The sequence below is a fragment of the Flagellimonas aquimarina genome (assembly GCF_003149745.1).
Classification (GTDB): domain Bacteria; phylum Bacteroidota; class Bacteroidia; order Flavobacteriales; family Flavobacteriaceae; genus Flagellimonas; species Flagellimonas aquimarina.
Genome location: NZ_QGEG01000001.1, coordinates 545,255 through 571,423 on the forward strand (window position 1 = coordinate 545,255; position 26,169 = coordinate 571,423).

25 protein-coding genes are annotated in these 26,169 nt (G+C 38.6%); 16 read left to right on the forward strand and 9 right to left on the reverse strand.

Going from position 1 to position 26,169, the window contains the following annotated elements; all coding sequences use genetic code 11:
• Nucleotides 1-9: 9 nt before the first annotated feature.
• From DKG77_RS02455 to DKG77_RS02470, 4 genes are all read right to left on the reverse strand, one after another.
• A complete protein-coding gene (locus DKG77_RS02455) occupies nucleotides 10-792 on the reverse strand; it encodes an enoyl-CoA hydratase/isomerase family protein (protein WP_109659845.1) in 783 nt (260 codons plus the stop codon).
• 87 nt (nucleotides 793-879) lie between these two features.
• On the reverse strand, nucleotides 880-2,286 hold the full coding sequence (locus DKG77_RS02460; RefSeq protein WP_109659847.1) for a sensor histidine kinase: 1,407 nt from the start codon (nucleotides 2,284-2,286) through the stop codon (nucleotides 880-882).
• Between the two features lie 139 nt (nucleotides 2,287-2,425).
• Nucleotides 2,426-2,974 (reverse strand): CopD family protein, encoded by a 549-nt coding sequence (locus tag DKG77_RS02465; protein WP_109659849.1) that lies wholly within the window; start codon nucleotides 2,972-2,974, stop codon nucleotides 2,426-2,428.
• Between the two features lie 86 nt (nucleotides 2,975-3,060).
• Entirely contained in the window at nucleotides 3,061-6,198 is a 3,138-nt protein-coding gene (locus DKG77_RS02470) for a WD40/YVTN/BNR-like repeat-containing protein (RefSeq protein WP_109661398.1), read from the reverse strand.
• An 89-nt stretch (nucleotides 6,199-6,287) separates the two neighbouring features.
• On the opposite strand from DKG77_RS02470, the gene DKG77_RS02475 reads away from it, so the two are divergent.
• The 7 genes from DKG77_RS02475 (at nucleotide 6,288) to DKG77_RS02505 (ending at nucleotide 12,676) form a co-directional block, all read left to right on the forward strand.
• Nucleotides 6,288-7,415, forward strand: coding sequence for a DmpA family aminopeptidase (locus DKG77_RS02475; protein ID WP_109659851.1), 1,128 nt, complete (start codon nucleotides 6,288-6,290; stop codon nucleotides 7,413-7,415).
• A 65-nt stretch (nucleotides 7,416-7,480) separates the two neighbouring features.
• Nucleotides 7,481-8,611 (forward strand): SPFH domain-containing protein, encoded by a 1,131-nt coding sequence (locus tag DKG77_RS02480; protein ID WP_109659853.1) that lies wholly within the window; start codon nucleotides 7,481-7,483, stop codon nucleotides 8,609-8,611.
• A gap of 3 nt (nucleotides 8,612-8,614) precedes the next feature.
• Complete coding sequence (locus DKG77_RS02485; RefSeq protein WP_109659855.1) at nucleotides 8,615-9,706, forward strand: TFIIB-type zinc ribbon-containing protein; 1,092 nt, start codon at nucleotides 8,615-8,617, stop codon at nucleotides 9,704-9,706.
• 21 nt (nucleotides 9,707-9,727) lie between these two features.
• Nucleotides 9,728-10,234: a hypothetical protein gene (locus tag DKG77_RS02490; RefSeq protein WP_109659857.1), complete on the forward strand. Its 507-nt coding sequence runs from the start codon at nucleotides 9,728-9,730 to the stop codon at nucleotides 10,232-10,234.
• Nucleotides 10,235-10,274: 40 nt separating this feature from the next.
• Nucleotides 10,275-11,039 (forward strand): LytR/AlgR family response regulator transcription factor, encoded by a 765-nt coding sequence (locus DKG77_RS02495; RefSeq protein WP_133248410.1) that lies wholly within the window; start codon nucleotides 10,275-10,277, stop codon nucleotides 11,037-11,039.
• A gap of 93 nt (nucleotides 11,040-11,132) precedes the next feature.
• A complete protein-coding gene (locus DKG77_RS02500) occupies nucleotides 11,133-11,594 on the forward strand; it encodes a nuclear transport factor 2 family protein (protein ID WP_109659860.1) in 462 nt (153 codons plus the stop codon).
• Nucleotides 11,595-11,698: 104 nt separating this feature from the next.
• The gene (locus DKG77_RS02505; protein ID WP_109659862.1) at nucleotides 11,699-12,676 is read left to right on the forward strand and encodes an SMP-30/gluconolactonase/LRE family protein; all 978 of its coding nucleotides are present in this window, start codon (nucleotides 11,699-11,701) and stop codon (nucleotides 12,674-12,676) included.
• Here the strand turns inward: DKG77_RS02505 and DKG77_RS02510 are convergent.
• A complete protein-coding gene (locus DKG77_RS02510) occupies nucleotides 12,656-13,762 on the reverse strand; it encodes a lactonase family protein (RefSeq protein WP_109659864.1) in 1,107 nt (368 codons plus the stop codon). The two genes, DKG77_RS02505 and DKG77_RS02510, sit on opposite strands and share 21 nt — an antisense overlap.
• 88 nt (nucleotides 13,763-13,850) lie before the next feature.
• Here DKG77_RS02510 and DKG77_RS02515 point away from each other — a divergent pair, with 88 nt between their 5' ends.
• The 3 genes from DKG77_RS02515 (at nucleotide 13,851) to DKG77_RS02525 (ending at nucleotide 16,549) form a co-directional block, all read left to right on the forward strand.
• A complete protein-coding gene (locus DKG77_RS02515; RefSeq protein ID WP_109659866.1) occupies nucleotides 13,851-14,858 on the forward strand; it encodes a helix-turn-helix domain-containing protein in 1,008 nt (335 codons plus the stop codon).
• Between the two features lie 79 nt (nucleotides 14,859-14,937).
• Nucleotides 14,938-16,098: a PQQ-dependent sugar dehydrogenase gene (locus tag DKG77_RS02520; RefSeq protein ID WP_109659869.1), complete on the forward strand. Its 1,161-nt coding sequence runs from the start codon at nucleotides 14,938-14,940 to the stop codon at nucleotides 16,096-16,098.
• Nucleotides 16,099-16,126: 28 nt separating this feature from the next.
• Nucleotides 16,127-16,549, forward strand: a complete 423-nt coding sequence (locus DKG77_RS02525) for a nuclear transport factor 2 family protein (RefSeq protein WP_109659871.1) — start codon at nucleotides 16,127-16,129, stop codon at nucleotides 16,547-16,549.
• 6 nt (nucleotides 16,550-16,555) lie between these two features.
• On the opposite strand, the gene DKG77_RS02530 is transcribed toward DKG77_RS02525, so the two are convergent.
• The gene (locus tag DKG77_RS02530) at nucleotides 16,556-17,947 is read right to left on the reverse strand and encodes an MATE family efflux transporter (protein WP_109659873.1); all 1,392 of its coding nucleotides are present in this window, start codon (nucleotides 17,945-17,947) and stop codon (nucleotides 16,556-16,558) included.
• Nucleotides 17,948-18,979, reverse strand: coding sequence for a ferrochelatase (gene hemH, locus DKG77_RS02535; protein WP_109659875.1), 1,032 nt, complete (start codon nucleotides 18,977-18,979; stop codon nucleotides 17,948-17,950).
• A gap of 122 nt (nucleotides 18,980-19,101) precedes the next feature.
• On the opposite strand from hemH, the gene DKG77_RS02540 reads away from it, so the two are divergent.
• Nucleotides 19,102-19,926 carry an N-acetylmuramoyl-L-alanine amidase-like domain-containing protein gene (locus DKG77_RS02540; protein WP_109659876.1) on the forward strand — a complete coding sequence of 275 codons (825 nt, stop codon included), beginning with the start codon at nucleotides 19,102-19,104 and terminating at the stop codon, nucleotides 19,924-19,926.
• Here the strand turns inward: DKG77_RS02540 and DKG77_RS02545 are convergent.
• Nucleotides 19,912-20,661, reverse strand: coding sequence for a ThuA domain-containing protein (locus tag DKG77_RS02545; protein ID WP_243414799.1), 750 nt, complete (start codon nucleotides 20,659-20,661; stop codon nucleotides 19,912-19,914). The two genes, DKG77_RS02540 and DKG77_RS02545, sit on opposite strands and share 15 nt — an antisense overlap.
• A gap of 10 nt (nucleotides 20,662-20,671) precedes the next feature.
• Nucleotides 20,672-21,550 (reverse strand): AraC family transcriptional regulator, encoded by an 879-nt coding sequence (locus DKG77_RS02550; protein ID WP_109659880.1) that lies wholly within the window; start codon nucleotides 21,548-21,550, stop codon nucleotides 20,672-20,674.
• A 209-nt stretch (nucleotides 21,551-21,759) separates the two neighbouring features.
• Between DKG77_RS02550 and hemA the strand changes: the two genes are divergently transcribed.
• The 5 genes from hemA to DKG77_RS02575 are packed head-to-tail and all read left to right on the forward strand — an operon-like array spanning nucleotide 21,760 to nucleotide 26,166.
• The gene (gene hemA, locus DKG77_RS02555) at nucleotides 21,760-23,016 is read left to right on the forward strand and encodes a glutamyl-tRNA reductase (protein WP_109659882.1); all 1,257 of its coding nucleotides are present in this window, start codon (nucleotides 21,760-21,762) and stop codon (nucleotides 23,014-23,016) included.
• Nucleotides 23,013-23,939, forward strand: a complete 927-nt coding sequence (gene hemC / locus DKG77_RS02560) for a hydroxymethylbilane synthase (protein ID WP_109659884.1) — start codon at nucleotides 23,013-23,015, stop codon at nucleotides 23,937-23,939. Before hemA ends, hemC begins: the two co-directional genes overlap by 4 nt.
• Complete coding sequence (locus DKG77_RS02565) at nucleotides 23,917-24,582, forward strand: uroporphyrinogen-III synthase (protein ID WP_109659886.1); 666 nt, start codon at nucleotides 23,917-23,919, stop codon at nucleotides 24,580-24,582. Before hemC ends, DKG77_RS02565 begins: the two co-directional genes overlap by 23 nt.
• A complete protein-coding gene (gene hemE, locus DKG77_RS02570; RefSeq protein WP_109659888.1) occupies nucleotides 24,575-25,600 on the forward strand; it encodes a uroporphyrinogen decarboxylase in 1,026 nt (341 codons plus the stop codon). The genes DKG77_RS02565 and hemE overlap by 8 nt, the downstream gene beginning before the upstream one ends.
• Before the next feature lie 17 nt (nucleotides 25,601-25,617).
• On the forward strand, nucleotides 25,618-26,166 hold the full coding sequence (locus DKG77_RS02575) for a GNAT family N-acetyltransferase (RefSeq protein WP_109659890.1): 549 nt from the start codon (nucleotides 25,618-25,620) through the stop codon (nucleotides 26,164-26,166).
• Nucleotides 26,167-26,169 lie beyond the last annotated feature (3 nt).

Below are 26,169 nucleotides of genomic sequence, written 5' to 3' on the forward strand. Positions count from 1 at the left end.
GACCAAAGGCTATGAACCAGGAAAATCTGCTTTTCGCTTTTCTAAAAAGGCTGAAGTGCCTTCTTTAAAGTCATTGGTTCCAAAGCAGTTGCCAAAAGCATCTATTTCCGCGGCATAACCATTTACATCATACTTAAAACCAGCATTTACAGCATTTATTGCATATTTTATTGCCACAGAGGAGTTATTCGATATCCTGCTCACTATTTTGTTGCACAATGGCAACAATTCTTCCTGCGGCACCACATAATTTACCAATCCAAAATCCAAAGCTTTTTCAGCATCGACCATACCGGCCGTCATGATCATTTCCATTGCCCTGCCCTTGCCAATAAGTTGCGGTAGGCGTTGTGTGCCCCCATAGCCGGGAATAACCCCCAATGATACTTCTGGCAGCCCCATTTTTGCGTTTTCGCTAGCAATTCTAAAATGACATGACATTGCCAGTTCTAACCCACCACCAAGGGCAAAACCATTAACTGCAGCAATTACAGGAGTGGGTAAGTTTTCCACCAAATCAAAAAGCAGCTTTTGGCCTTCCGCGGCCAATTGCCATGCTTCTTCAACAGAAAAGTGGGCAAATTCTGAAATGTCCGCTCCTGCTACAAAGGCTTTTTCACCACTTCCGGTAATTATTATAGCCTTGGTTTCCTTATCCTCATCCAACTCCTTAAATGCCGTATGAAGTTCATCTATTGTTCTTCTGTTAAGAGCATTTAGCTTTTTGGGCCTGTTGATCGTAATTGTAGCAATATTGTTTTCTTCTTCTATATAGATATTTTCGTAATCCATTTTCAGTAGTTGTTATTTGTTCAGCGTTAATGGTAAAATTAAAAAAACCCTTTCTAGAGGGCCATAAGTTTTAACTATCAACTTAAATTATCCTTTTGGAAATCTTACTGTAAACACGGTTCCTTTGCCCACCTGAGAGGTAAAATCTATGGTCCCCTTGTAGTTTTCCACAATATTTTTTACCATTCCTAGACCAAGGCCCATTCCACTTGACTTTGTGGTAAACTTAGGTTCAAAAACCTTGTCCATGAATTCGTCAGCGATACCAATGCCATTATCCGCGACCATAATCTTTACCTTTTCTTCTTCTGAGGCCACAGTGACCAAGATTCTTGGAGATTCTACCTCAGGAACTGCCTGTATCGCATTTTTAATCAAATTGGTAATCACCCTTATAAGTTGGGTACGATCTAATTTGGCAATAATTTCTTTTTCATCAGAAATGAAATGAATGTAGTCCTCATTAAAAATCTCCAAGGCAAGCCTAACAATTTTAACCACATTAAGCGTCTCATTTTGCTGGGCTGGCATATTGGCAAAATTGGAAAACGCAGAAGCTATATTGCTCATGGTATCTATTTGCTGAATAAGTGTTTTTGAAAATTCCTTGATTTTGACTTCCGCTTTGGGGTCGCTTGGGTCAAATTTTCGTTCAAAACTCTGAACGGTCAATCGCAATGGCGTAAGCGGATTTTTAATTTCATGCGCAACTTGTTTAGCCATTTCGCGCCAAGCTTGTTCGCGTTCACTGCGCGCTAGTTTAACGGCGCTTTCTTCAAGTTCATCTATCATTCTATTGTAAGAATCCACCAATTTCCCAATTTCCTCACTGGGATTTTCAATGATTATTTTTTCATTCCGCTTTGTTAAATTGGTCTGATTCATCTTGTCTGAAATCGTCTGTAGGGAACGTGTAATATATTTTGATACAAAATAGGCCAAGATAATTGCTGAAAGCAACATTAGTAAGTACACCCCACCAAGGCGAAACAAAAATTCCCGGAGCTCCATATTATTGAAGGTGTTATCTTCAAAATAGGGAAGGTTCATGATACCTATGGGCTTAAAATCGGAATCGTTAATGTAGTTGTAAGATGCCTTGTAGTTATCCCCGGCCGCAGTCTTTTCTTCAACATACCTTCTCTCAGAACTGATTTGTAGGTTATTCAGAATTTCGGCATCCAAGCAATTTGAAATGGAATCGATCTCAAAGGTTGGTCGGGAACTGCGTATTAAACCTCCTTCTAAATCATATATGTTAAAGTTCACATTTTGAACATCTGCAATCTTATATATCTCCTCATTAAAAATGTACTCAAGATTTTCTGTGGTAATTGGGTAGGTAGTTTCTTTAAGAATGTATGAAATACTTTGAAGAATCTGCTCTTCCTTCCGCTCCAGTCTATTTTCGTGGTAATCCTTGCTTTGCTCTCTGGATTGATATATGGTCACTCCTGCAATTAATACAGACGCAATAAGCACCAGTAAAATCATGGTGATAAAAATGCGTGAACGAAGTGATAGTTTTTTAAACAATCCTGAGCAGGTTTGGGAATAAAGTTAACAATAATCAAGCCAACTAGAGTTCATGTATAAAGCTTATGCCACAATTTGAAATCTACACTTTGCCTTTTTAAGCATTGGGGTTTTTATCCCTAATCCGTTTGTACAACCTAATGCCCAGCATCAGCAAAATGGCCAAGGCAAAAATACCAACAACACCATAGATCCAGTTAAAGGCGTTTTTTAAAACCACCAAGAATACAATTGCGAAAAGTACCAGTGTGGCCACTTCGTTCCATATACGCATAAACCTAGAGGTATATTTTACCTCATCTCTTTGCATTTGCTTAAAAATTTGATGGCATTTTAGATGGTAGAAGAACAGCAGTGCCACAAAGACCAGTTTTACATGCATCCAAGGCTGTTGTAACCAAGCTGGCATTAAAACAAGCAACCAAATAGCAAATATTGTACACAGAATAGCTGAGGGCCATGTTATTATGTACCATAGCCGTTTAGTCATCAGTTTGAGCTGTTGAGCAAGGATCTCTTTGTCCGGAGAAGGTTTTTGCCAAGCTTCGATATGATAAATAAACAAACGCGGAATGTAAAACAAACCTGCAAACCATGTCACTACAAAAATAAGATGGAGCGATTTTATGTAAGGGTAAATTTCCACTTTACGCAATTGGCATTTGGTAATGGGCTAAAGGTAATGCGTACTTTTTAAAGAACTTTAACCTTAACCCAAAACTTTATTGCCTTTTACTCTTCAATAAACAAATAGTTCAGTTTTAAACTATTGAATGAAGTATTAAAATCTTTGATTTCTTTATCTACCAAGGCATCAAAAGTTGATAATTGTGATTTTATTTTGCCAGAAAGCTCGTTCTTGACCGCAATGTCTTGCTCCGTTGGTGGAAAATCATCGATAGAAACAAGGCTGTTCAAATGCCCTAATTTATTGGTCAATCGAATTGGGAAATTCAATGGGTCCTGATTACTTCTGTTTTGGGTTTGATACAATGCTTTTTCAATCTCACTAAAATCCTCTTTCATTTTTGTTGCTTTTTCTACTAAATCTTTGGTTTGATCATTATCCTTATACTGCTTGGTAAAAGCTTCCAATTGTTTGTTGATTTTACGGATTTTTTTAATGGATTGGTGTGCTCTGTCAATAGTTTCATTGATGTCTGAAATGAAATCATATTGCTTTTGCATATCGGCAGTGGAGACCTCTGCTCTAGGGTCTGCAAGAATTTTAAATTCTTGGGATTGTGATGCTCCATTTACATTTAAATGAGCTTTATATGAACCAGGAACTGCTTTGGCGCCGCTAAAATTAGCCCACCAAAAAATCATGCCTTCCAGTTTTTCTGCGCCTTTGCCCCTAGTGTCCCAAACATGAGTGTTTCCTCCCTTTTTAACCTTAAGCTTTTTGTCCTTTTCTTTTGCAAAAGTGCTATAGTTGGCCAAAGTATCTCCATTCATCGTGGTATAGGTTAGGCTGATACTATCTTTTTCAGACATCTCTTTTAGGTAAAAATGTGTAACCACACCGTTCGGGTGATTTTGTCCTTCTGTTTTTGAAGGTTCTTTGGCAGCAGATCCTTTGGTGCGGTAACTATCTTTAGGTTTGTACAACATGGTTGTTGCGCTTTTGGCAGACACATTCAATTGGTGAAGCACCGTAAGATCATCTATCATCCAAATGCTTCGCCCTTGAGTAGCAACAATCAAATTATTATCTTTAATGGTCATATCTGTTATTGGGACTATGGGTAAATTCAGTTGGAATTTCTCCCACTTTTGTCCATCATTAAAGGAAACGTACATTCCTGTCTCTGTTCCTGCATATAATAAACCCTTTCTTTTTGGGTCTTCCCTGAGCACTCTTGTAAAGTGTTCGTTGTTTATACCGTTCGTTATTTTACTCCAGGTCTTCCCATAATCCGTTGTTTTGTAAAGATATGGCTGAAAGTCGCCCAACTTATAGCGTGTGGCTGCAACATAGCAAGTGCCTTCATCAAAGGCTGATGGTTCAATACTATTGATCATACTCCACTCTGGCATATTTGGGGGTGTTATATTCTCCCAACTCTGGCCACCATCTTTTGTAACATGAATTAATCCATCATCACTTCCAACCCATAACAATCCTTCTTTTAAAGGGCTCTCGTTGGCTGCAAAAATGGTACAGTAATATTCAACACTTGTGTTATCCTGTGTTATTGGACCACCGCTAGAAACTAATTTTGTTGGGTCGTTTCTTGTAAGGTCGTCGCTTAACAATTCCCAACTCTGCCCTTCATTAGTGCTCACATGCACATGGTTAGAGAACGTATAGAGTTTCTTGGGATTATGTCTACTGAAAATAATTGGGAAATTCCATTGAAAACGGTATTTCATACCTTCAGCTCCATGACCCATTGGATTGTCTGGCCATACATTGATTCCCCGAACGGTTTTGTTTTTATGGTTGACACGGGTTAGGAATCCATCATAACTACCCCCATAAACGATATCATTATCCAATGGGTCAACAGCAATATGGGCAGATTCGCCACCAGCCGTTGGTTCCCAATCATCTTCCCCAATAGAGCCATCATCACTACGGTGATTAATTCTGATGGTAGAATTGTCTTGCTGCGCTACGTAAATGCGATAAGGAAAGGCATTGTCCGTAGTCACTCTATAAAACTGTGCTGTTGGTTGGTTGTAGTAGGTGCTCCATGTTTCACCACCATCATAACTTACCTGAGCTCCGCCATCATCACCAATGATCATTCGTTTAGAGTTTTCTGGAGAAATCCAAAGGTCGTGATGGTCACCATGCGGTGCATTAAATGTATTGAAGGTCTTACCTCCATCAGTGGATTTATGATATCTTACGTTCATCACATAAACCACATTTTCATCCTCAGTATCTGCATAAACACGGGTGTAGTACCATGCTCTTTGTCTAAGTTTTCGCTCGCTATTGACTTGTGCCCATTTTTTTCCTCCATCTTCAGAACGGTACAAACCACCTTTTTCCTTGTTCTCCACTATGGCCCAAACCCTATCGCTATTTTTAGGGGAAACGGTCACCCCAATAATTCCAAGAGTGTCTTTTGGGAAGCCCTCATTTTTGGAAATCTCTGTCCAGGTTTCTCCACTATCTGTACTTTTCCAAAGTGCAGAACCATCTCCTCCACTACTTAAACTGTATGGTGTTCTTTTGGCGCGCCATGTAGAAGCGTACAAAATACGAGGGTTATTTGGATCAAAAGTCAAGTCCACAGCTCCGGCTTGGTCATTTACAAATAAAACCTGCTTCCAAGTTTTTCCGCCATCGGTACTCTTATACACCCCACGTTCCTTGGTTGGTTTGTAAATATTACCAAGAACAGCAGCATAAACCGTATTATAATCCGTTGGGTGAATTCTGATTCTGGGCACGTGCCTACTCTTTTCCAATCCAGCTTTCTTCCATGTCTTTCCTGCATCTTCGGTTTTCCAAATACCATATCCACTGGATACATTCCCCCGAAGCGTTTTTTCTCCACCGCCAACATAAATGACATTTGCATCGCTTTTGGCAACTTCTACGGAGCCAATACTTCCTCCAAAATAACCATCAGAGATATTTTCCCAGCTACGGCCACCATTCAGTGTTTTCCAAACCCCACCGCCAGTAGCGCCAAAATAAAATAGATTGGGTTCTCCTGGCACGCCAGTTACAGCTGCAGAACGTCCTCCACGAAAAGGGCCTACCAAACGATACTCCAAACTAGAATAAAGTTCTTCCGGGTATTCGGGGGCAGTCTTTGTTGATTTGTTGCGTCGTTGCGCCTCTGTTGAAATGGTAAAAAAGCAAAATGCCAGCAAGAACAAGCCGGCTTTGGAAAGCTGTTGTTTCATTTTTTTCATGTTGAATTAGTCGGTATTAAAAGTAGCGAAAAAGAGGGAATGATTGCTCCCTAAGTTTCAAAAATGGTATTTTGGTAGTCATGAAAAAAAAATCGTTTACAACACTTCTTCTTCTAGCTGTTCTTTTTTCAATTTCTGCGCAACAGAGTCGACTTCGTGATCACGGAATAGAAATTGGGGTCCTCAAACCCGGGCCCTTAAATGCCATTACAGATGTGCCAGGAGTGCAGGTTGGCCATTCAACATTAAAAAAAGGTGACAGTGTAAGAACTGGGGTAACCGCCATCTTACCTCATTCTAGCAATATTTTTCAGCAAAAAGTCCCTGCCGCCATTTATCTGGGAAATGGCTTTGGCAAACTTGCCGGTTACTCTCAAGTTAAAGAGTTGGGGAATTTGGAAACCCCCATTGTTTTAACCAATACTCTTGGGGTCGCTACAGCTGTAAATGCCTTAGTAGGGTATACTTTGTTTCTTCCAGGCAACGAGACCGTACGTTCCGTAAATGCCGTGGTAGGGGAAACAAATGATGGTTATCTTAATGATATTCGTGGGCGCCATGTTACGGAAAAAGATGTAAACAATGCTATTGAAAATGCAGAGGGCGGACAAGTTGAAGAGGGTAATGTTGGCGCTGGAACAGGCACCATTTGCTTTGGTTTTAAAGGAGGGATTGGAACCTCATCCCGAGTATTGCCAAAAAAATCAGGTGGATATACGGTAGGCGTTTTGGCGCAAACCAACTTTGGAGGAATGTTGAAAGTTGCAGGAGTGGATGTAGGCAAACAAATGGGGCATTATTCAGATAATTTTAAATATGCTACGGATGGTTCTTGTATGATGATAGTCCTCACGGACGCTCCCTTAGATTCCAGAAACTTGGAACGCTTGGCAAAGAGAGCCATGTTGGGGTTGGCAAGAACAGGCGGCATAGCCAGCAACGGCAGTGGTGACTATGTGATTGCTGTCTCCACAGCCGAAGAATGCAGAATTCCTTATAAAAACGACAGTGCCTTACAAACGGTGCCAACCCTAAGAAACTCTGCAATGACTCCATTGTTTTTAGCCACCATTGAGGCTACAGAGGAAGCTATTTTAAATTCCCTTTTTGCCGCAGAGACTATGACAGGTAGAAACGGGCATAAAATTGAAGCACTCCCTAAAAAAAAAGTGTTGGAAATGCTAAAGGCCGCAGGAAAAATTCGGTAAATATTATTTCCTTCACTCCTCCGTTTTTTTTAGTTTTAGAAAACAATTTTTAAAAACACTTTACCATGGATATTTTTAGCAAAATCAAAGAAAAACTCACCCACGAGTTTATTGATATTATTGAGTGGCTTGACTATACCGATGATACTATTGCACATCGATTTGAGCGCTACCAAAATGAGATTAAAAACGGTGCCAAGCTAATTGTTAGAGAAGGGCAAACGGCCGTTTTTGTAAACGAAGGACAGCTAGCTGATGTCTTTACACCAGGAACATACGATTTAACTACCAAGAATTTACCAATTCTGGCAACTCTTAAAGGATGGAAATACGGTTTCAATTCCCCTTTTAAAGCTGAGGTTTACTTTGTGAACACCCATCTCTTCACTGATGAAAAATGGGGGACAAAAAGTCCGATTACTTTAAGTGATGAGCGCTTTGGTTTGGTGGAAATCAGAGCTTTTGGAACATATGCCTTTAAAATTTCAGATGCGGGCAAGTTCATTGTAGATATTGTTGGAACCGACAACAATTTCACGAATTTTGAAATCAATGAGCATCTAAAAAGCTTAATTGCAACACGTTTTACAGATACCGTTGGCGAGGCAAATCTACCTATTGAACTATATGCGGCCAATACCTCAGAACTTTCGGAAACATGCCAAGAGGTAATGAAACCGGAATTTCTTTCGGTAGGGATTTCCTTGGAGAAATTCTATATTGAAAATGTCTCCATGCCCGAAGATCTTAAAAAAGAAATCTTCGAATACAGTCGTATTGACAAATTGGATTTGGATAAGTTGACAAAATTCAAAACCGCCAAAGCCATTGAAGCCGCTGCCAAAAATGAGGGTGGAACTGCAGGAGCAGGTATGGGAATGGGAATGGGCTTTGTATTGGCGCAACAAATGGGTGGACTAATGAGTCCTCAAATGGGAGGTAGTCCGCAAATACAACAGCAAGGTGCTTTTCCTCCACCAATGCCAGTGGCAGTGCAGTATTTCTATGCGGTTAATGGAGCTCAACAAGGCCCCGTCTCTTTTGAACAATTGCAGGCCCTATTTGCCGGGCGTACCATAAATAGAGATAGTCTGGTTTGGAAGCAAGGCATGGCCGCCTGGACCGCCTTAAAAGATGTGGAAGAATTGAAGTCGTTCTTAGGGGGGAACACTCCGCCGCCATTGCCAAATTCTTAATCTTTGGAAGCATCAATCCAAAAAACAGAACTTAAAAAACCCTGCATAAATTGCGGTGCAGAGCTTAAGTACAAACCCGGGACAACTAACATTAGTTGTGAGTATTGTGGGCATGAGGAATCTATAAATATAGATGAGAATGGGTTCACGGAGTTAGAACTGTATCCTTATCTTAAAGAGATGGGCGCCCAAAAGCACAGTGAAGAAATCTCTATGCTGCATTGCAAAAACTGTGGCGCCAATCAACACGTTGAGGAAAACTATAAATCGCTCCATTGCGTTTACTGCAGCATACCTTTGGTTGTAGAAGACGCGTACAAAGAAGGTTGGATATTGCCAGGTGCGATTTTACCATTTCAAATTGAAAAACAGAAATCGTTTCTCATTTTCCAAAAATGGGTGAGCAAGTTATGGTGGGCTCCCAATAAGCTTAAAAAAGCTTCTTTGGACCCTCAGTTTACCAAAGGATTGTATTTACCCTATTGGACTTTTGATGCACAACTATCAGCATCTTATTCTGGGCAGCGAGGTGAATATTATTATGAAACACAGCGCTACAGGGACAGCAATGGCAAAACCCGGACACGGCAGGTTCGCAAAACACGATGGTATCCAGCTTCAGGGAGCGTTTCTGGCTTTGTAGACGATACTTTGATAAAGGCGTCCAAACAAAAGACAGGAAGAATTCCAAGCAAAATTGCACATTGGAATTTAAAGAAATTACAACCTTTCGATAGTGGTTTTCTTTCTGGTTTTGTAACCGAAAAATATACCATTCCTTTAGAGCAAGGGCATTTATCAGCCAAGGGAGAAGCAAAACAAATTGCAGAACGCTGGTGCAGGCAAGATATTGGAGGTGATACACAGAGAGTGAACAGTATGGATATGAACTTATCAGAAGAAACCTTTAAGCATATTCTATTACCTGTTTATATAAGCGCGTATCGTTATAAAAGCAAAGAATACAATTTTTTTATTAATGGGGAAAATGGTCAAATATCCGGAACAAGACCTTATAGTTTTTGGAAAATATTCTTGGCCATTTTAGCTGCTATCTTATTGATTTGCATTTTAGTATATTTTGGTCAAGGTTAGTCAATATAAAAATATTTAGTCATGAAAAAAATACTTCTATTCTCTATGATCATCGTTCTATCCTCGTGCATAAAACAACAACCTTTTTCAAATGATTGGGATGTTGTTCTAAAGACGGATAGAGATGGGAGTGTTCTAAAAGGGTCTAAAAAAGATTTGATAAATGCGATTAGAAATGGCCAAGATTTAAAAATTGGATGGGGGGCAAAAAGAGAAGATCTTTCCATAGAACACTTGTCGTCGCCCATTTGGTTAGCCATACTAAGCGAAAAGGAAGTGATGGCCCATTTAGACCCTCAAGTATTGTCAAATATTGACTGGGACAGTCTTAATGTGAATTATAAAGATTCAGACAAGTTACAACAGGAGTGGCGGGTAGTGCTTAGCACAAAAAGCAACTTTGATGCTGTCTGGTATGATAAAAAGGCCGATACATTAATTAGAAGATGGCCCCAAAAGCATATTATGACTTGGTTTGCCAAAGGTCCCGTTGAGAAAAATGCAGTTCCTTTGTTTAACAAATCTTAAAGTTTTGGTGGGCTTCTAAAAGAATTACTACTTTTAAAATGTGTCTAAACGTGCCTCCTTAATATCTCTTTTTGTGTTGCTGAACATGGCCATAGGTCGTATGTTTCAGGAAAGTTTAGGCGCAACCTGTTTTTCTGAACTTTTTATTATTGCCATTACCAGTTTCTTTTTTTGGAATGTTTCCGCCCAACAAATAAAAAAATGGGGCAACAAATGGACAATATCATCATCAGGAAATAATATGCTGATCCAAAGTGGATTGGGCCTGTCCGTTTCTGCATTAAACATTATTATTGGCCATATTTTGGCTGCGCTTTTAATGACCGTGGTCTACCAACGCACTTCTCCCAGTTTTGATGTGTTAAATGCAAGCCTTACCAACAACATAGCTGTAAACCTGCTTTGTTATTTTTTATTACTGCTGTTCTTGGTTGACTCAAAAAAAGGGGAAATCCCCACCACCACGCCAAGCAAGAATATAGCATACAATAACCGCATTGCAGTTTCCAAAAAAGGCTTTCAATTTTTACTAAGCCCAGAAGAGGTTATTTATGTGGAAACCAGCAACAATTGCATCATTTTACATACAAAAAAAGGGAGGTTTGTAAAGTACCAAAGTCTAAAAACCTTTTCTAAAAACCTTTGCCCAAATACCTTTAAGCGTGTTCACCGTTCTTATCTTGTAAATTCGGATCTAATAGAACGCATCCAAAAGAATCATAATGGAGATGGAGTGCTTCATTTAAAAACAGGGGACGATATTAAGTTTAGCAGAACATACCTTAATACGATTACCAATACATAGAGTCTTCGCAACTCACCCTTTTTTTACCGCAGCTCGCATAGGTAATTTATACTTTCTTCATAGAAGTGATCATCTTTACAAAAATCAATTAAAATGATAAAAAAAGTATGCTGGCTAGTTTTGCTGGCTACCCTCGGTTGTCAAACAAAACCTCAAGAACATATCGTTCAAACCTCTATCGCACCAGAAGATAAAGAAACCCTTCGGCACCTAAAAGAAGTGCAATGGCCAAAAGCTTATCGAGAACAGGATACTATTTTGCTTGATCACATTTTAGGGGATGATTTTCAAATGGTAGATAACAGTGGTAACTGGTCCAACAAGATCAAAGAATTAGAGTGGATCAAAGAAAACGCCATGGAGCATGATTCTTTCTATTACGAAATAAAGCGTCTAGATATTTTGGATAATGGGACCGCTCTTATTTGTGGGACCGGACATATTTTAAACGATTCCACAGAAACGGTATATCAATCCAGCAATGTTCTTATCAAACGCGATGGGGATTGGAAAGCTATTGCATCCCACGTATCCGGAATAAAAACCCTTGACTAATCAATTTTGGGTTAAATAAATCTTAATCTTATGAAAATAAATGTTTTAAAAAAGCAATTTCTTTATTTTCCCATCTAGTACCTTCATTTTAAAAGCAATTTCAAATGAAAACGTATGCCCTTTGTTCACTTTTAGAAAGAAGTAAAATAAGAGCTTACCATACAGCACTGTTCTTTGCCCTCTCAGTTTGTTCGGGGCATTCACAGTCAAGTTCAGTTGAGCTCAAATTCGAAAAAAACCTCATCCCAGAAGGCATTGCAGTAGATGCTAAATCAGAAAAGGTATATCTAAATAGCCTTACCCTAAACAAAATTGTATGTTCCAATCTAGATGGTGGTAATCCTGAAGATTTTCTAAAAGAAAATGTGTACGATTATCTCTCTGGTTTTGGAATGACCATAAAAGGCAATACCCTGTTTGCCCTTGGGAATAGTCTTCCAAAAGAAAACAATGCATCTATACTACTTTTACTGGATATCACCTCGGGAGATTTGATTGAGTCTTACAAGTTGAACAATTCCGAATTCATCTATCTGAACGATATTGCCATAAGTTCCCTAGGCGATGTGTATATCACAGATTCAGAAAGCAATAATATCTATACCGTAAACAATTCTACAGATGATTTAGAAGTTTTTTTTTCCAGTGATGAAATCAAACACTCCAATGGGATAGCAATATCCAAGGATGATAAACACCTCTATTTTGCTTCATACACCAATGGGATTAGGATTCTGGATATTGCTACCAAAAAATTGGTAAATCAGCCCAATGACCACAAAGGAATCGATGGAATGAAGTTCTATAAGAACAGTTTAATAGGTATGGTCAATGCAAGAAGGGATGCTTCTGAAAATGGAGTTTATAGGTTTTATTTGAACGAAGAGCTTTCCGAGATTGTTCGTAAAGAGAAACTGATGGATTTTAGACGTAGTTCTGATATTCCTACCACTTTTGATTTGATTGAAGACACCATGTATTTTGTTGCTGATTCTCAAATGGATATTCTTGATCAGCAGACCAATACAATCATTGATGCCTCAAAATTGGAAAATTACCGATTAATCGTTCAAAAACTCTAAACAAACCGGGCTTGGTAACTCGGTCTCGTTTAAAAATTGCAAGGTTCCATTTTCAGTATTCCTTTTAAAGACGGTAATGTTATTGCTTCTCTGATTGGCTATCAGAATAAAGTTCCCGCTTGGATCAATAGTGAAATTCCGTGGCCAATTTCCCCTAACTGATTCGCGACCAACCAATTGCAATTTTCCCGTTGTTTGATCCACTTTAAAAATGACTATTGAATTTTCCCCACGGTTAGAGCCGTACAAATATTTACCGTCTGAAGATAAATGAATATCTGCACAAAAACTTTCACCTTTAAAAGAAGCATCAAGTGTACTTTTGGATTCTATTTCTGAATACTTCCCATCCTTATTTTTTTGAAAAACACCAATGGTTGAATTTAGTTCATTGATGATATATAGAAATTCATTTTTCTTACCGAAAACAAAGTGTCTTGGGCCTGCACCATCTGGTAAATCCAATGAAGCTTGATTTGCTGTTTTAAATTGCCCATTTTGGTTTTGATACCGCTTTATCGCATCTAGCCCCAAGTCTGATACAAACAAGCCCTCTACAGAAAACTTTGCCATATGGGCATGTGCCGTTTTAACCGTATCCAACATTTTGTGGTCAATGATCTGTGGATCGCTCTTTAGTGCTCCGCCATCTTCTAACCCAAAAATAGATACATTGCCTCCTGTATAATTTGAGACGGCCAAATACCCATAATTTGATAGTGACACATGGCAAGGATGCGCACCGCCAGTACCCATACTGTTCTGAAGTTCTAAAAGTCCATCCTTTAATTTAAAAGCAGTAACGCCTCCGCCCAAACTATCAAAATTTGCTGTTTCCTGCACGGCATACAAATTTGTTCTGTTCTTGGAAATTTTCAAAAAAGAGGGGTTTGGCAATACGGCGGCCAGACTCTTTTCTTCAAGTGTTCCAGAATTAGAATTGAATGTAAAACGATAGATTCCTTCACTTTCACCATCGGTATACGTTCCTACAAATAGTGGTAATGTTTTTGTCACTTGCTTTTTTTCAGAACAACCCATTAAAATCAACAAAGAAATACTAAAAACTATATAAGAAAACTTCATTCGCTAAAAGGTCTTTTGCTAAAAATAGTAACTATCTACGACATATAAATTTTCTTTGTCTCCTTCTTTATATTTTTGAACAGTGGATATGGATAACCTTATATTGGTTTTAAGTTGTTTGGGGATAGCCCAAGCTCTTTTCCTTTCCTTTTACCTCTTTACACTTAAAAAGGGAAATAGGAGCGCCAATGTTTTTTTGGCGTTCGTTATTTTTGGCTTGACCATGCGCATAGGCAAGTCTGTGTTTAATGTCTATTTAGATTTAGAGCCATGGCAACGTAATTTGGGGCTCTCCGGTATTTTGTTGGCAGGGCCTTTCTTATGGCTTTATGGCAAGGCATTGTTAACTGCAAGAAAGAAATTCGGCAATAAGGATTATGTTCATCTTGTTCCATTCATTTTATTTGTTCTTTTGTGCGCCTTCATTCCTAACGATGGCCGTCCAATCTCGTATGCCATTTATCTTGCAGTATTTGTTCATTTGGCAATTTATATTGCTTTCTCTTTTCATGTATTCTATAAAAACAGAGCCAAAGTGCATCCACAGCGATCCTCATGGTATAGAAATCTTGTTGTTGGAGTTGCGTTGATTTGGCTTTTTTACATGGGCAACCTTGCTGGATTGTTTTCCCTTTATATTGGTGGTGCTATTTTCTTCTCTGTACTCATATATATTTTCTCTTTTCTTTTTTTACAAAAACATGCTTTTCAATTAGGGAAGTACAACAGGTCAGCTTTAGACAAATCTGCTTCTGAGGAACTTTTGGAAACTTTAAAAGCCCTGTTCGAAAAGGAGCAGGTTTTCTTGGATAGTACTGTCTCGCTAGAAACTATTGCTAAAAAATTGAATGTCTCTTCAAGAAAATTGTCCCAGTCCATAAATGAAAATGAACACAAGAATTTTTCGGATTTTGTGAATGGTTACAGAATTGAAAAAGCAAAAGTATTGTTGGCCAATCCCAAGTATAACAAAGAAAAAATAGTTGCCATAGCCTATGATTGCGGTTTTAGCAATGCTACATCCTTTAACCTGGCCTTTAAGGCCAAAACGCAATTGACACCATCTCAATACCGAAAAGAATTTGGAGCAACCTAGTTCCTTTTTCATCTTAAAAATCATGTTTTTTAAAGGGTTATAGTTTTAGATTTTCATCATTTGTATAAAAATTACAACGATGAACAAATTGGTAATTCCCTTGGCGGTGCTTTTGATAGGTTGCTCCCAAAATCAGAAATCTTATGTGCCAAAAGAAATTACTTCAGCCATCCCAACCAAGCACATTGTTATAGATAGTCTTAATCATCCTTGGAGCATTGCCTTCTTATCAAACGAAGAAGCTCTGGTCTCTGAGAAAGATGGGAATCTTCTGCACATTGATCTTAACTCAAAAGAAAGGCGAGTCATTAAAGGGTTTCCAACCGATTTGACCGATAGTATTCGAGCCATTCATTTTGGCGATAATTCCGGGATTTTTGAAGTTCTTATTGATCCTGATTTTAAGGGTAATAAGTGGGTGTATGTTTCTTACGCTGCCAAAAAAGCAGGAGTTGGTTCAACAACAAAAGTCATCCGGGCCAAATTGCAAAACGACTCCCTTTATCAACATGAGACTTTATTGGTCGCCGAGCCTTTTACCCGAGAGTATTTTCATTATGGAGGCGGCATGACCTTTGGTGCCGATGGAACACTATATATAACTATTGGGGAACGTCTTTTTTGGGAGAGAGATGAGCCTGAAATACCCATTGCACAGGATGTGTCCGATAAACGGGGTAAAATCTATCGAATCAACCTCGATGGAAGCATCCCCGAAAACAATCCCGATTTTGGTCCAAATGCTGTGCCCGGTTTGTATGCCATGGGGATACGTGCAGCACAAGGAATAATCGTAGAACCCAAAACTGGTAACATCTGGTTTAGTGAACACGGAACCATACAAGGCGATGAATTAAACGTATTGAAGGCAGGCGCCAATTATGGCTGGCCCAATGTTACCTCTGGAAAACTACGCAGTCAAGATTATACTCCACCAAAACTTGAAGATGTGACCTTTACCTCTCCTGTTTGGTTTTGGCACCATACCGTTGCCCCAACCGGACTTGCTTTTTACACAGGCGATGAGTTTCCTGGATGGAAAAACAATTTGATCGTTCCTGGATTGTCCCGTGGAAGCCTATGGAGATTTAGGGTAGAAGATGAGGTTATAAAAAGCGTAGAAGAACTATTCATAGACGACCGCGTACGCATACGTAAAGTAAGACAAAGTCCAGATGGAAAACTCTACATCCTTACCGATGAGGATAATGGAAAACTCATTCAAATTAAAGCTCAATAAATCATCAATTCTTAAAACTTAGTTACACATGAAAACACAATTCTTGACACTTGCCTTTTTACTAATTACCCTTTCTTTATTTGCGCAATCTGAGGAAGAAGCTATACGGCAAACCCTTCAAAATTATATTGATGGTTCATCTTATAATAATCAGGAACTCATTCAATCAGCATTTTATGAAAATGCGGATCTGTTCCTATCTAAAAAAGACCAAGAATTGTGGATTTTATCTCCACAAGAATATGCCAGCTTATTTAAAAATAGAGAGAAAGGGAAATTCAATGGAAGAAATGGGAAAATACTGATGGTCGATTATGCAAATAATATTGCATCTGCCAAAGCCGAAATCCTGATTCCAGAAAGAGGACTGAAGTTTATCGATATATTCTTATTGAAAAAGCTTAGTGGTAAATGGAAAATCATTAGTAAAGCAGCTACTCAAATAAAGTAACAAAAACTATGTGTCGGCAGATACTTGAAGCTTTGTTTTTATTTCTTTGCCCAAATAAATGCCCGTAACTATTGTTGCCAAAACATCTGCAATAGGAAAGGACAACCAAACTCCCAACTCTCCCAAAAAACTGGGTAAAATCAAAATAAGTGGAATAAAAAAGAACCCTTGCCGCGTTAGCGTCAAAAGTAAAGCGGGGATTGCCTTTCCCACGGCTTGAAAATAGGCTGCACCTATTAGTTGCAATGCTATGATCGGTGTTGCCGCAAAAACCCATCTCATGGCCGTAGGGGCATGTTCCAATACAAAAGCATTTGTTATCAGTTCTTCCGGAGGTAAATCTTCCCTACTACTTAAAAACAAAGATGTTATGGCTTCCGGAAAAACCATCAACCCAATAAATACAAGCGTAGCTACCAAAGCTGCGTACTTGATAGCTGTGTAAATAGATTCTTTAACACGATTATATCTTAAAGCGCCATAGTTAAATCCTGCAATAGGCAGGAAGCCCTGTGTTACTCCAAATACCGGAAAAAGGGCGAACATGAGCATTCTACCTATAATAGCATACACGGCCACCATGGCCTCGCCTCCTAAATTGAACAGAATATTGTTCATTAGCAAATAGGTGATACTAGTAACTGCCTGCCTTGCCAAGGTTACAAAACCAAGAGAGCCTATCTCTTTTAAAATAGGCATGTTCAACCCAAAATGTGGCAGGTTTATTTTTAATTCTGAATTTTTGGAAAGAAAAAAGTAGAAGATGTAACCAAAGCACATTAGGTAACCAACTGTTGTTGCCCATGCCGCTCCATGCATCCCCCAATCAAAAACATAAATGAAAATATAATCCATGAGCAGGTTCCCAACAGAAGGAATAATCATGGCGATCATGGCAAATTTTGGTTTTCCTTCCGCTCTTATGACCGTGTTCCCCATCATACATAGTGCTAAAAAAGGCACCCCATATAAAATGATGGTATAATATATTTTTGCTGGATCAAAGATTGTTCCCTTACCTCCAAAAGCAGGTATAAGGTCATCTACAAAATAAAGCCCTAGGGCCACCATACTAATGGTCACCAAAAGGGTCAACGTAATTTGGTTTCCAAAAGTTTTGAGGGCCTTTTCCTTATTGTTTGCTCCCAGCGCTCTGGAAATAATGCTGGACCCTCCAATACCAATTGCCATTCCCAATGCGGCAATAAAAAACGATACGGGCAATACAACATTAATGGCAGCTATTGCAATGGACCCAATCCAATTTCCTACGAAAATGGAATCTACCAAAACATTCAAGGACATTACCAAAATTCCTATGGAAGCGGGTACTGCTTGCTTGATCAGTAGTTTACCAATCGGTTCTGTTCCTAATTGATCTGAGGATACTTTTGCCATCTACGTTGGCAGGGTTTCTTTGGACTGCCAATCATTGACCCATTTGGCCATTAGCTGAACCCATTCATGATTGTCATTTAGACAAGGTATGTGAATATAGGATTCGCCGCCAGCTTCCATAAATTGGTCCTTTCCTTCCATTGCAATTTCTTCCAACGTCTCTAAACAGTCAGAAACAAAGGCTGGTGTAATCACGGCCAATTTTGTTTTTCCTTCTTTTGCCAAACGTTCAAATTCAAAATCAGTAAATGGTTTTAACCATGGATCGTTGGGCAGCCTAGATTGAAAAGAAATACTGGTTTTATCTTCGGGCAATCCTAAAAAGGCTTTTACTTTTTCAGTAGTATCAAAACATTGATGACGGTAGCACGTATGGTGTGCCACGGAATTGGTTTGACAACAACTTCCATCTATTTTGCAATGGAATTTTGTTGGGTCCGATTTTCTAATATGGCGTTCTGGAATACCGTGATAAGAGAACAAAACATGATCATAATCAAAGCCCTCAAGTCCTTTCTGTATGCTTTTTGAAAGCACTTCAATGTAATCAGAATTATTATAAAAAGCTGGTAGTGTTGTAATTTGTATTTCTGGGAAATGTGCAGCCTGTACTTCCATGGTCTTAACCACAACGGTTTCAAAAGAGCTCATGGCATATTGTGGGTACAGGGGAACCAATAGCACCTCATTCACTCCCTTATCCTTTAATTCTTGCAACCCATTTTCTATGGTCATGGAACCATAACGCATTCCAAGGGCAACGGGTATGTTGGTCTGGTCTTTGACTTTTTCAGCAAATCGTTCGGAAATCACAATCAAAGGGGAACCTTCTTCCCACCAAATTTTCGCGTAGGCTTCGGCTGATTTTTTAGGGCGCGTCTGTAAAATGATTCCTCTTACAATAATGTTCCGCAGCCAATTGGGAACATCAATGACCCTCTTGTCCATAAGAAACTCATCCAAATAAGGTTTTACATCCTTTGCCGTTGGGCTATCTGGCGAACCCAAATTAACCAATAACACTCCTTTCATAGCAATTTGTTAAGAGCAGTAAAAATACTACTTGAAGATGATTTAACATTTGATTCCATCAATTTGTTTCTTTATAATTCCATAGATAATCCTAATTTAGTTTGATAAATCTAAACTTGTCTATGCTGCTTAGGTCTGTATTTTATTTCATTTTGGTTTTTACACTGACGGCAAATGCTCAAATCACCTGTTCTCCAATAGATTCTACTTTGTTCTATTCAAAATTAAAAGAGGTCAAGAGCAATTCTGTTATAGAGATCGGAAAATCATTTTTAGATATTCCCTATGTGGAAAAAACCTTGGAAATTGGTGACACCGAAACTCTGGTTATAAACTTAAGAGGATTTGATTGTACCACTTATGTGGAGAATGTTTTGGCCTTTGGCATGATGCTCCAAAACGATCAGGTCACTTTTGAGGGTTTTGCCAAAAATCTAAAAACCATTCGGTATAGAAATGGGGTTTTAAACGGCTATCCTTCTCGTTTACATTACTTTACAGAATGGATTAGAAATAATGAAAACAAAGGGTTGGTCGAAGATATCACCAACAGCCTTGGTGGAATTGACATGAACAAGGCCATCAATTTTATGGGTACACATCGTTCTCTTTATCCTTTTTTAAAGAATGACAATAACTTTGCACATATATTGAAGGTTGAAAAAGAGTTAGAGAAACAAAGCCTGTGTATTTTACCTCAAAATCAGATTGAAGGCAGTGAAAACCTTATTGAATCTGGGGACATAATCGCTTTGGCCACTTCCATAAAAGGATTGGATGTAACCCATACTGGATTTGCCATTAGGCAAAATGGAAGGGTCCATCTACTGCATGCTTCCAGTTCTGGATCTGTTAGAATAACCGAAGAACCTTTAATTGATTATTTAAAGAAAATCAAAAACAACATTGGAATTATTGTAGCTAGGCCTACCCTACTTTCTCCCTAAGCACCATTCAATGCCTCCCAATAGATGTTGTCTAAAATCAGGCTCATCAAAAGAAGCTTCTGTATGACCCCCACCGGTATAAAAAGCTTTTCCACCATCAAACTCATGGTACCAAGCAATAGGGTGGTTTTCTCCATTAGTTCCTCCTTCATAACTTTTCTCATCTAGATTAAGTAAGACAGAAACATTGGGGTTTAGACTTTTGTAATTGTACCATTCGTCCACGCGCATCCAAGAATCAGAAAGATGGGCTGTGGAACTATGTTCTTTATTTACAACCTCAATTTTTGCTTTATGTACACCTGGGGGATGGCTATCAAAATAGCCTCCAACCAATTTGCCATACCAAGGCCAATCATACTCTGTATCAGAAGCGGCATGAACGCCCATAAAGCTTCCTCCGCTTTTAATATAATTTTCAAAAGCCACTTGCTGGGTGTCATCCAAAACCTCCAATGTAGTGCTAAGAAAAACCACTAATTTGTAATTTTTTAGGTTTTGGGGGTTAAAGTCGGCGGACGTTTCTGTTTGTAGCACAATAAAACCGTTCTCCCTGCCCAGTTGTCTTAGGACGCGAACTCCTTTTTCTATGGATGCATGTCGATAACCGGTAGTTTTGCTAAAGACCAAAACCAATTCTGGGGTTTTTGGGGCATCTTCCGTTTTTGCATCATCCTGGGCATTAACGAATAAGGTTGAACAAAGGGCAAATAAGAATAATCTAATAGATTTCATCAAAAGTTTTTTAAGCATTTGAAGTTAAATATTTTTTTGGTGTTGTTCCATATTTCTTTTTGAAAGAAGCTATGAAATGACTAGCTGTGCTATACCCCACCCTAAGACCTACTTCGTTCACGTTATGACTTCCGGTTTCCAACATCTTACGAGCGTATTCCATCTTATAATCAAACAAAAAACCATAAACTGAGTCGCCATAAATCTGTTTAAATCCCTCCTTCAGCTTCTTCAAACTCAGTCCTATTTCCTTTGAAAGCTCATTCAATGTAGGAGGTTCCACCATTCTAGAAATCATGATTTCCTTTGCCATTTTTATACGGCGTACATTATCCTCATCTGCCAAGAAAGGGCATTGCTCCAAGTCTGCGTCTTTGGTTTTGTTGAAGTATAGTGAAATGAGCTCATACACTTTTCCCTTTACATATAGTTCTTTAATGGATGGGTGAAGGTTATAATTCATCAATTGACTTAAAACTACGGCAATTGCAGGAGAAACAACTTCTTGGGAATAGTATTTCTTTTCCTTGTTGTCCTCGCTCAAAAATGGAATGTAATTGGCCTCATTAGAAAAAAGGGAATGAAACTTTCTAATGGTCATGATGACCGATAACAACCATGTATTAGGTGAAATATTCAAATTTAAGGGCAAATCTTTTTGTGTATTGTACAACAAAAGAGAATTCTCTTCTGATACTTCCAGTGTATAATGTCCATGATTAAAATGAAACCGAGACCCACCCTTTAAACAAAAATGAAATTGTATGAATGAGCTATCGATTTCACGCTCAACAACACTAATTTCCTCCGTATCGTTCTGAATTTTAAGTAAATAAAACCCATCCTCTAGTAAAATTTCCTCATAGGAACCTTTGGCGACATTTTCCATTGCTAAACTTTGTTATTTTATGCAATTAGTTCTATTTAGAATGACTCTAAATTGTTTTCACTAACTCAAATCTACCAATAAATGCAGTGTTTTAGAAGTATTTGGTCAAAAATTGACCATAATTGTGCAAAGGCTGTTATTTATAGTTCCGCTAGCGTTATTTTTTAAAATATTGTGAAGCTATTTTTGTGTCGTGATTTTTATCCTTTATGAGGAGTTACCATATTTCAAAACATAATTCTTTTTACGCCATTGGCTTAAGCTATAAAAAAGCGGATGCCGAAGTAAGAGGGAAATTCAGCTTGGATGTTCCGGCGATAGACCGCATTATGGTTAAAGCTAAGGAGCAGGGTATAGATGGTCTTTTAGCCATCTCTACATGCAACCGGACTGAATTGTATGGTTTTGCACAACATCCCTTCCAGCTTATCAAATTGCTTTGTGACCAAACCCCCGGGAGTGTGGAGGAGTTTCAAGAGGTTGCTTACGTTTTTAAAAACCATGATGCCATTTCACATATGTTCAAAGTGGGGACTGGTTTGGACAGTCAAATTTTGGGCGATTTCGAAATTATAAGTCAAATTAAACAAGGTTTTTACCGTTCCAAAAAGCAGGATATGGCAAACCCATTTATTGAGCGCCTATGCAATGCGGTGATTCAAGCAAGCAAGCGTATTAAAAACGAAACCGAATTGTCCTCTGGCGCCACATCTGTTGCTTTTGCCTCTGTAAAGTATATTCTAAATACAATTTCAGACATATCTGAAAAGAACATTTTACTTTTTGGTACGGGAAAAATAGGAAGGAACACGTGCGAAAACCTTATCAAGCATTCCAACAACTCTCATATTACGCTAATTAATAGAACACGCGAAAAAGCCGAGGCCATAGCTGGAAAATTTGATTTGACCGTAAAAGATTATGGTGATTTACAAACAGAGATCAGAAAAGCTGATATTCTTGTTGTTGCCACGGGAGCTCAATTGCCCACAATTTCAAAAGCATTGATCTATCCAAAAAAACCTCTACTGATTTTAGACCTTTCCGTTCCCAAAAACGTATCTGACGATGTTTTGGAATTGGAAAATGTTTCCTTGGTACATTTAGACCAACTCTCTCAAATTACAGATGACACCCTGACCAAAAGAAAAGAATTTGTTCCTAAAGCGGAGGCTATAATTGAGCAAGTAAGAAAAGAGTTTTTAAAATGGTTGGAAACCAGGAAATTTGCTCCTGTAATTAATGCGCTAAAGGAAAAGCTTAAAACGATGAAAGCCGAAGAAATTGACTTTCATTCAAAAAAATTATCCGATTTTAATCAAGATCAAGCTGAAATTATTTCGGAACGAATTATTCAAAAGATCACCAAACAATTTGCCAACCATTTAAAGAGTTCCGAAGTTGATACCCAAGATAGTTTAGAACTTATTCAAAAGGTTTTCCAGTTAGAAATTGATTCCAAATGAGCAAAATCATAAGAATTGGAACCCGCGATAGCGAATTGGCATTGTGGCAGGCAACAACGGTACAACAAAAAATAGAGGACTTAGGCTTTGATACAACGTTGGTGCCCATAAAATCTACAGGTGATCAAGTTTTGGACAAGCCCCTTTACGAACTTGGAATTACTGGAATTTTTACTAAAACGCTGGATGTTGCTTTGCTAAAAGGCAAGATTGATATTGCCGTACATTCCATGAAAGATGTACCCACCCAATTACCCAAAGGAATTGTTCAGACAGCTGTTCTAGAACGTGCCATTACCAGCGACATATTGGTTCACAAAGGAATTGGTTTTCTGGAGTCTGAACGCGCAGCCACAATTGCTACAGGTAGCTTAAGAAGAAAAGCACAATGGCTTCATAAATACCCACACCATAAAGTTGTTGATTTGAGAGGAAATGTTAATTCCAGACTTCTAAAGCTGATTGAGAATGATTGGAGCGGGGCCATTTTTGCCCAAGCTGGATTAGAGCGGATCAAACTGTTACCAAAAGATGCTGTTCCGTTAGACTGGATGACTCCAGCTCCAGCGCAAGGAGCCATGCTAATAGTTGCTTTGGAGGAAGATGCGTTTTCCAAAGAAGTAAGCCATAAACTCAATCATCCAGAATCAGAGATTACAACTACAATTGAACGTGCGTTTTTAAGAACCTTAGAAGGTGGCTGTACCGCTCCCATTGGTGCACTGGCAATCATAAAAGACCAATTGGTTCATTTTAAAGGTGTTGTGTTTTCATTGGATGGAAAACAAAAAATTGAAATTGAAAAGACCATCCCTGTCAAATCTGCCAAAGGATTTGGACAAATATGCGCACAAGAAGTTTTAAATAAAGGTGGTGATAAACTCATGGAAAGTATCCGAAATGAAAACAGTGCTCTCCACTAAAATACTTTCACCTTCACAAAAGGAATTGTTCTTAAACTCTGGATTAGGTCTGGTTGAGTACAATGCATTGGATATTGAATTTCTCGATGTTTCTATTCCCCTTCACCATGAAAACTACATTTTCACAAGCAAAAATTCCGTAAAAGCTTTTTTGAGGCATTCCAAAAATAGTAAGATTTCAGATTTCAAAAGTTTTTGTGTTGGTGAAAAGACTAAGGCCATATTAGAACAAAACGGCCTAAACGTCATAAAAAATGTTGAAAATGCGTCAGATTTGGCGGATTTTATAGTAAAGAACCATAAAAATGAAGAATTTTTGTTTTTATGCGGAAATATGAGAAGAGAAGAACTGCCAGAAATATTATCAAAAAATAACATTCGGTATACCGAAATTGAAGCATACAAGACCCATTTGGCACCTAGAACGTTCAACCGTTCTTTTGATGGCTTGCTTTTTTTTAGTCCAAGTGGTATAAAAAGTTATACGAAAGGAAATTCTCTCTCGAAAAAATTGGTCTTCTGCATAGGCAACACTACCGCTAGTGAAGCCAAGAAATACACAGACCAGATTATAATCGCTAACAAACCAACAGTAGAAAATGTGTTGGTTCAGGCTATAAAACATCTTAAAAAGCATGATTAAAAACGATTTGTTCCTAAGAGCATTAAAAGGCGAAACTGTAGATAGGCCCCCAGTTTGGATGATGCGCCAAGCAGGCCGTTACCTTCCAGAGTTTATGGAACTAAAGGAAAAATACGATTTCTTTACCCGGTGCCAAACCCCAGAACTAGCATCTGAAATAACCGTTCAGCCTATTAGACGTTTTGGCATGGACGCTGCTATCCTGTTCAGCGATATTTTGGTTATTCCGCAGGCCATGAACATTGAAGTTCAAATGAAACCAAATTTTGGTCCTTATTTGCCAAATCCCATCCGATCAAAACAAGACCTAGAACGAGTTGTTATTCCAGATGTGAAAGACTCTTTGGGTTATGTATTGGATGCAATAGAAATGACCAAGGAAAAATTGGAAGATGAAATTCCACTAATTGGTTTTGCAGGGTCTCCTTGGACCATACTTTGTTACTGTGTTGAAGGTCAGGGTAGCAAAAGTTTTGACAAAGCTCGCGGATTTTGCTTTACACAACCTGACGCTGCACATCAACTGCTTCAAAAAATAACGGATACCACCATTGCTTATTTAAAAGCTAAGGTAAAGGCAGGTGTAAATGCCGTTCAGGTTTTTGATTCCTGGGGAGGAATGCTTTCTCCTGTTGATTATCAGGAATTTTCGTGGAAATACATTCAGCAAATTGTAGATGCTCTAAAAGATGAGGCGCCTGTAATCGTTTTTGGAAAAGGATGTTGGTTTGCGCTAAAAGAAATGTCACAATCTGGCGCCTCGGCACTTGGTGTGGACTGGACATGTTCTGCACAAAATGCCCGTTACCTGACAGGAGGAAACATTACCCTTCAAGGTAATTTTGATCCTGCACGATTGCTTTCTCCTCCAGAAGTAATTAAAAAAATGGTCACTCAAATGATTCGTGAATTTGGAAAAGACAAGTATGTTGTAAACTTGGGTCATGGCATCCTACCTCACATACCTGTAGAAAACGCAAAGGCCTTTATTGATGCAGTAAAGGAATACAAAAACTAACCTTTTAAGCATTTAATATGCAAATTGATTTTGAAAACTACTGTATAAGTCCCATTCAAGAAAAAGATGCTTGGAGACTTTGTGATTTCGTGGTTTCAAATTCAGAACGGCTTAAGGCGTATTTTCCAAAAACGGTACAACAAAATCTAACACCCACTTTGGCAGAATTGTTCGTTGCTAAAAAAGTAAAAGAATTTATGGGCCAAGAGGAGTTCCTATTTACCATAAAAGAAAATACAAATAGGACCATAATTGGGTTGCTCTATGTAAAAGAACTCCATAAAGTCAAACATCAAGGAGAATTAGCGTATTGTTTAGGTTATCAACATGAAGGTAAGGGCATCATCACCAGAAGCATTAAAAAATTGATTCCATGGTGTTTTAATGAAGCTAAACTGCACACATTGCAAATCATTGTTCACAATAGTAATTTGACCAGCAAGAAGGTTGCGGACAACAATGGATTTGTTTGGAAACAGACTTTGCCCAAAGAACATACTGCTGGCAATGGGGAAATTCTGGATATGGAACTATACGAACTCCATAACCCGAAAGCTGAAGGCTAATAC

Excerpts from the sequence above, each read along its gene's own strand:
- DKG77_RS02540 (WP_109659876.1), top strand. The coding sequence starts at position 19,102 with ATGCTGCTTAGGTCTGTATTTTATTTCATTTTGGTTTTTACACTGACG.
- hemA (WP_109659882.1), top strand. The coding sequence starts at position 21,760 with ATGAGGAGTTACCATATTTCAAAACATAATTCTTTTTACGCCATTGGC.
- DKG77_RS02490 (WP_109659857.1), top strand. The coding sequence starts at position 9,728 with ATGAAAAAAATACTTCTATTCTCTATGATCATCGTTCTATCCTCGTGC.
- DKG77_RS02530 (WP_109659873.1), bottom strand. The coding sequence starts at position 17,947 with ATGGCAAAAGTATCCTCAGATCAATTAGGAACAGAACCGATTGGTAAA.
- DKG77_RS02500 (WP_109659860.1), top strand. The coding sequence starts at position 11,133 with ATGATAAAAAAAGTATGCTGGCTAGTTTTGCTGGCTACCCTCGGTTGT.
- DKG77_RS02565 (WP_109659886.1), top strand. The coding sequence starts at position 23,917 with ATGAAAACAGTGCTCTCCACTAAAATACTTTCACCTTCACAAAAGGAA.
- DKG77_RS02525 (WP_109659871.1), top strand. The coding sequence starts at position 16,127 with ATGAAAACACAATTCTTGACACTTGCCTTTTTACTAATTACCCTTTCT.
- DKG77_RS02575 (WP_109659890.1), top strand. The coding sequence starts at position 25,618 with ATGCAAATTGATTTTGAAAACTACTGTATAAGTCCCATTCAAGAAAAA.
- DKG77_RS02550 (WP_109659880.1), bottom strand. The coding sequence starts at position 21,550 with ATGGAAAATGTCGCCAAAGGTTCCTATGAGGAAATTTTACTAGAGGAT.
- DKG77_RS02515 (WP_109659866.1), top strand. The coding sequence starts at position 13,851 with ATGGATAACCTTATATTGGTTTTAAGTTGTTTGGGGATAGCCCAAGCT.
- DKG77_RS02475 (WP_109659851.1), top strand. The coding sequence starts at position 6,288 with ATGAAAAAAAAATCGTTTACAACACTTCTTCTTCTAGCTGTTCTTTTT.
- DKG77_RS02480 (WP_109659853.1), top strand. The coding sequence starts at position 7,481 with ATGGATATTTTTAGCAAAATCAAAGAAAAACTCACCCACGAGTTTATT.
- hemE (WP_109659888.1), top strand. The coding sequence starts at position 24,575 with ATGATTAAAAACGATTTGTTCCTAAGAGCATTAAAAGGCGAAACTGTA.
- DKG77_RS02545 (WP_243414799.1), bottom strand. The coding sequence starts at position 20,661 with ATGAAATCTATTAGATTATTCTTATTTGCCCTTTGTTCAACCTTATTC.
- DKG77_RS02460 (WP_109659847.1), bottom strand. The coding sequence starts at position 2,286 with ATGATTTTACTGGTGCTTATTGCGTCTGTATTAATTGCAGGAGTGACC.
- DKG77_RS02470 (WP_109661398.1), bottom strand. The coding sequence starts at position 6,198 with ATGAAACAACAGCTTTCCAAAGCCGGCTTGTTCTTGCTGGCATTTTGC.
- hemH (WP_109659875.1), bottom strand. The coding sequence starts at position 18,979 with ATGAAAGGAGTGTTATTGGTTAATTTGGGTTCGCCAGATAGCCCAACG.
- DKG77_RS02520 (WP_109659869.1), top strand. The coding sequence starts at position 14,938 with ATGAACAAATTGGTAATTCCCTTGGCGGTGCTTTTGATAGGTTGCTCC.
- DKG77_RS02510 (WP_109659864.1), bottom strand. The coding sequence starts at position 13,762 with ATGAAGTTTTCTTATATAGTTTTTAGTATTTCTTTGTTGATTTTAATG.
- DKG77_RS02455 (WP_109659845.1), bottom strand. The coding sequence starts at position 792 with ATGGATTACGAAAATATCTATATAGAAGAAGAAAACAATATTGCTACA.
- DKG77_RS02505 (WP_109659862.1), top strand. The coding sequence starts at position 11,699 with ATGAAAACGTATGCCCTTTGTTCACTTTTAGAAAGAAGTAAAATAAGA.
- hemC (WP_109659884.1), top strand. The coding sequence starts at position 23,013 with ATGAGCAAAATCATAAGAATTGGAACCCGCGATAGCGAATTGGCATTG.